The 4196-nt window shown below is 37.2% G+C and carries 3 protein-coding genes and 2 pseudogenes; 3 read left to right on the plus strand and 2 right to left on the minus strand.

Annotated features, from left to right (window positions below; all coding sequences use genetic code 11):
• Positions 1-686: pseudogene (locus tag FJR37_RS26265) on the minus strand (hypothetical protein); the annotation flags it as partial.
• 17 nt (positions 687-703) lie between these two features.
• Between FJR37_RS26265 and FJR37_RS25480 the strand changes: the two are divergent.
• The 3 genes and pseudogenes from FJR37_RS25480 to FJR37_RS27330 form a co-directional block, all read left to right on the plus strand.
• Positions 704-1088 (plus strand): annotated as a pseudogene (locus FJR37_RS25480) (transposase); the annotation flags it as partial.
• Positions 1089-1962: 874 nt separating this feature from the next.
• A complete protein-coding gene (locus FJR37_RS27325; RefSeq protein ID WP_254434670.1) occupies positions 1963-2349 on the plus strand; it encodes a helicase HerA domain-containing protein in 387 nt (128 codons plus the stop codon).
• 2 nt (positions 2350-2351) lie between these two features.
• Positions 2352-3044, plus strand: a complete 693-nt coding sequence (locus FJR37_RS27330) for a type IV secretion system DNA-binding domain-containing protein (RefSeq protein ID WP_254434671.1) — start codon at positions 2352-2354, stop codon at positions 3042-3044.
• Between the two features lie 137 nt (positions 3045-3181).
• Here the strand turns inward: FJR37_RS27330 and FJR37_RS26270 are convergent, their stop codons facing one another.
• Positions 3182-3859, minus strand: coding sequence for a hypothetical protein (locus FJR37_RS26270; RefSeq protein ID WP_174763481.1), 678 nt, complete (start codon positions 3857-3859; stop codon positions 3182-3184).
• Positions 3860-4196: the final 337 nt, after the last annotated feature.

Below are 4196 nucleotides of genomic sequence, written 5' to 3' on the forward strand. Positions count from 1 at the left end.
TTACCTGTAGAACTGCCAAAGCTCGTAGCACCGCGTTGTACGTAGTCGCTGTTGAAGGTGGCAGTTCCACTTACGTTGAAGTTAACAGTTAGGGAATTGGTAGTATCTCCGGTGCGGGTGAAAGTATAGAATAGGTTTTGTGATCCATCTTCCGTAACTCTAGTTGGCGAGGTGAGAGATAGACTTACGGTGGGGTTGTTATACTCTACCTCTAGTTTTTGACCATTTACTTCTAGCCAACCTCTATCATCTTCGGTCTTTAATTGTGCTAATACACCGGGAGATAACACCTCGCCCTGTACTAATGCCGCAAAAATCACCCCCTCATCTCCCAGGCTATCCACCTGGTTGATTTGAGCATCCACATAATGCCCAATTTCTTCTAAAATCACATTAACTATCGCGGCTGGTGAGGCTGTATTTAAAAAAGATTCTGATAGATAAATCTTATTATTGCTGCTGGCATAAGCACCATTCGCCGTCCCCAAAACTTCCCCACTCACTACCTCAATTGAGGGAAGTTCGCTGAAATCTCGACTTTGCCACTGCTGTTGTAATTCCCTCGCTTTGATAACATCATAATTTGTGCCAAAAGCAGTTTGCCAATTCGCCCAAAACCTACCAGATTCAGCAAAATTAACCAAAATATCGTAAACAGAAGGAAAGAGTGCCAACCAACTTTTCATAGTAATCTCCTTAATTACTAAAAACCAATGTACGCAGTCACGTAATTCTCTTTTCTAGTGACTTAACTTTATCATATGCAAAAATAATTGACTACTATAAACTGCGCTTCCAAATCGAATTTAATTTCCGGGATGCTAAACAGTTTTGGGGATTGGAAGATTTTATGAACAGAGGTCAAACTGCTGTGACTAATGCTGTTAATCTTTCTTTTTTTATGGTCAATTTGTTCCATCATCTTTTAGCTTGTGTTCCGTCAAGATAATCCCGGTGGTGGGATTGTTGATCTTCAGGCTTACTGTCGGGGTTTTCGATATGTTCGAGAAATGTTAAAAATGCTTCCGCAACAGCCTGAGCCTATTTTATTAGCCCAGATTTTTGCCAAACCGTTCACAGGGGGTAGGGATTTATTAAAAAGCCTAAAAGCCCTAAAAGCTTTGTCTGTTGGGCTTTTGAGCCAAATTGACATATTGATGAACGGTTCCCAAATTAGCTAGAAAACGATTTGCAAACCAATATATAGGGTTTGCTGAAAAAGTTGTCTGTGAGGGCAGGGAACTCTTAACTGGGAACTTTCTAATAGTTTCAACTATCTGGATATCCTCAATTTTCCAAATCCGACAAAGAAAAATGCACCTATTTTGAGACACTATCAGCCAAAACCTTGCACTTTTTTGTGATAAAAATCCGCGAAACCCTTATTAATAAATGGTTTTAGCTTTATTTAGCAAGCCATATATAGGACTCTTATTTAATTTTTGAACAGAACTCGGTACATACTGAAATCCTTCTTCCCTGTTCCCTGTTAAGAGTTCCCTAACTCAACGGAAAATTCAGGAATCAGACCGGATTCCTATAGAGATTTTGCGAATTTTAAATAACCTCAAGAAATCAAATCTATACTGTTTTTTATGGTGTTTTCGTTGAATCTCATATAGAGCATTTTTTGTACCCCCCGTGAACAGTTACATCTTTAATTATCCCTCTTTAGTATTCCTGCTGAAACAATAAAAGGTTTTATTGAAGCCAAATAACTATATATACTTAATCAATTCTAATCATGCTTAATTTCCAATCTAGCCGTTTTGAGTATATACTGAAAACGGTTCATAGTTTAACCAAATATGAAACCCCTTTCCAAACCTCTCCAGTATTAAATGTTATTCCTTTTCCCTCTCCTCTTAGGGGTTAGGGAGAGGTACGGGGAGAGGCTTTGAACTTGTTCTTTTGTTCTTTGTATGATAAAAAAGTCTAGCTTCTAGCCGTTTTGAGTATAACATGAAACCATTACCACAAGCTACACTTAAACCACAGGGTAAAGTAATTGAGAAAGAAAAATCGCATTCTGGAATATTCTTAGGGGATAAATGCTATTGGAATCCTGCTACTTTACCAAATGGTCACGTTGCCATAATCGGTACTTCTGGAAGTGGTAAGACTCAAACGTTAAAAGCGATCGCCTATGAATTACCTAAATTATTTCCCAGTATAAAGAATATTATTATTGATTATCACGGAGATCAGCAGTTACCTAATGAAGTTTGTTATCCCTTGGATATGGAATCACCTTATGGGATTAATCCATTAACAATTGATTTAGATACTAAAGGTGGTGGACCAGCACTGCAAGGAATAGCAGTAGCGCAATATTGCGTAAAGCCTTGACAATGGGAGCAAATCAGGAAGGATTAATTATAGAAATATTAAGTCATTGCTATAAACAAAAAGGAATTACTCAAGAAAGCGTAAGCACCTGGACTAATAAACCACCAACTTTTCAAGACTTACAAAATGAGATTACAGCAAGAATAGAGAATGGATGTAGAGAATCCTCTAAATTAGCCTTAAAATTAGCTGCAATGTTTGAGTATGGAATCTTCAATAAACCACAGCCTAACTTAAAATTACCCCTAATTAGATTTGATTTATCAGCACTTGGTAAAGTTCCTGGGTTGAGCGCGATCGCTACTGAAGCAATTATCAAACAATTGATGGACTCTCATCGAATTATGGGAGAAATTGATGGTAAAATCCCTAGAACGTTTATTATAATTGATGAAGCTAAAGAAGTTAAAAATAGTAAAACTTTAAATATTATATTAGGTGACGGCAGAAAATATGGCCTATGCTGTATATTAGCTTCTCAACGTGATGCAGAATTGAGTAAAGAAGTTATAGCCAATACAGCTACAAAAATTATACTTATGCTGGATCAAACCGAAGTTAAAGCCGTTTCTAATCGGTTCAGGTTTTCACCCAATTTAGTGGGACAATTGCAGCCATTGGAGGCATTGGTTAGAATGGGGACAGAAGGCATTAAAACTAACATAAAACCATTTTATGAAAGGTATCAAGAATAATCAATTAAACATCGGTCAGGTCTGATGTTGGGATATACAGAGCGATAGCGTCCCGGAGGGAACTAGCGCTCCGCAGGAATTGCAAAGCGCTCCGAAGGAATTGCAAAGCACTAGGTAAAAATCGCTACAATTAGTTTTTAGCCCTCTAAGTAATCCCTTAATAATTTTTTCTTGGTTTGAGCTAAATCTTCCTTCTCTGCTTCTGTCAATTCGAGTCTAAATTTTTCCACTTCCAATTGTTGCTTCAATTTTTGTTCTGCACTTAAATTAATTGGTAATTTTTTGATGTCGTTATCACCGGGAATAAATTGATGATGACGGTACATAAACCTAAAATGCCGTTTGTCCTGTGATGGTAGTGCATCCCACACTTTAGATTCCCAACCTGGTGGCATAAACTCAAGTTGCAACTGCTGAGAGTTTTGCAGTTGATTTTCTTCAAGCTGCTGTATTCGCATTTCCATTTTAGGAATCTTTTTGCAAGCTTCTTTAGCGATCGCCTCACACTGAAGAAAATAGCTTCTAATTTTTTTTCCTTGCTCAGTCCCAGCCATCATGCCCATTGACTTAAAACAATCAACGGTTAAAATAATCTTCTCACATCGGCTAGAACCCTTGCCATCAGCGCACTTAACCACTTGGTTAAATGAAGTAAAATCTACTTCTACCTCAAAATTTCTTTGAAGTTTTAACTTAGCTTTTTGCTTGGTAGAATACCCCAACCACTGCCATGCGTCATCAAAATCTATGGGAAATTGATCATCAGAAAAATAAAGAGACAATGCAAAATCTTGGTCAAATGTTATGCTAGTCATAGTTCATTGTCTATAAATGGACTACCAGTGAAACAGCCAATGGAGAATTTACGACGTTCTCCTTTGGTTCTGGTACTACAATTTTACAATATTTTAATATGAATAATAATATAAATACCTCTTTTTATATAGCGATCGCAAAGCGCTCCGTAGGAATCGCAAAGCCATCCATAGCGTAAGAATCGCTCTTTAATTATAGTGGGAAATAAAATGTTATATTATTGATGATTCACGGTGTTTTAGTTTTGGTGAATTGTATGAAAAATAATAATTTGGCAATAAATATCTTTTTTGCAATTGCGATACCTGCGGTGAGCTTCGCTATCGCACTATCAAC

Origin of the sequence: Aphanizomenon sp. UHCC 0183 (assembly GCF_009712065.1) — a bacterium.
In the GTDB taxonomy this organism is placed as follows: Bacteria; Cyanobacteriota; Cyanobacteriia; order Cyanobacteriales; family Nostocaceae; genus Dolichospermum; species Dolichospermum heterosporum.

Coding starts and splice junctions, on each gene's coding strand:
- FJR37_RS26270 (WP_174763481.1), bottom strand. CDS start 3,859: ATGACTAGCATAACATTTGACCAAGATTTTGCATTGTCTCTTTATTTT.
- FJR37_RS27330 (WP_254434671.1), top strand. CDS start 2,352: ATGGGAGCAAATCAGGAAGGATTAATTATAGAAATATTAAGTCATTGC.
- FJR37_RS27325 (WP_254434670.1), top strand. CDS start 1,963: ATGAAACCATTACCACAAGCTACACTTAAACCACAGGGTAAAGTAATT.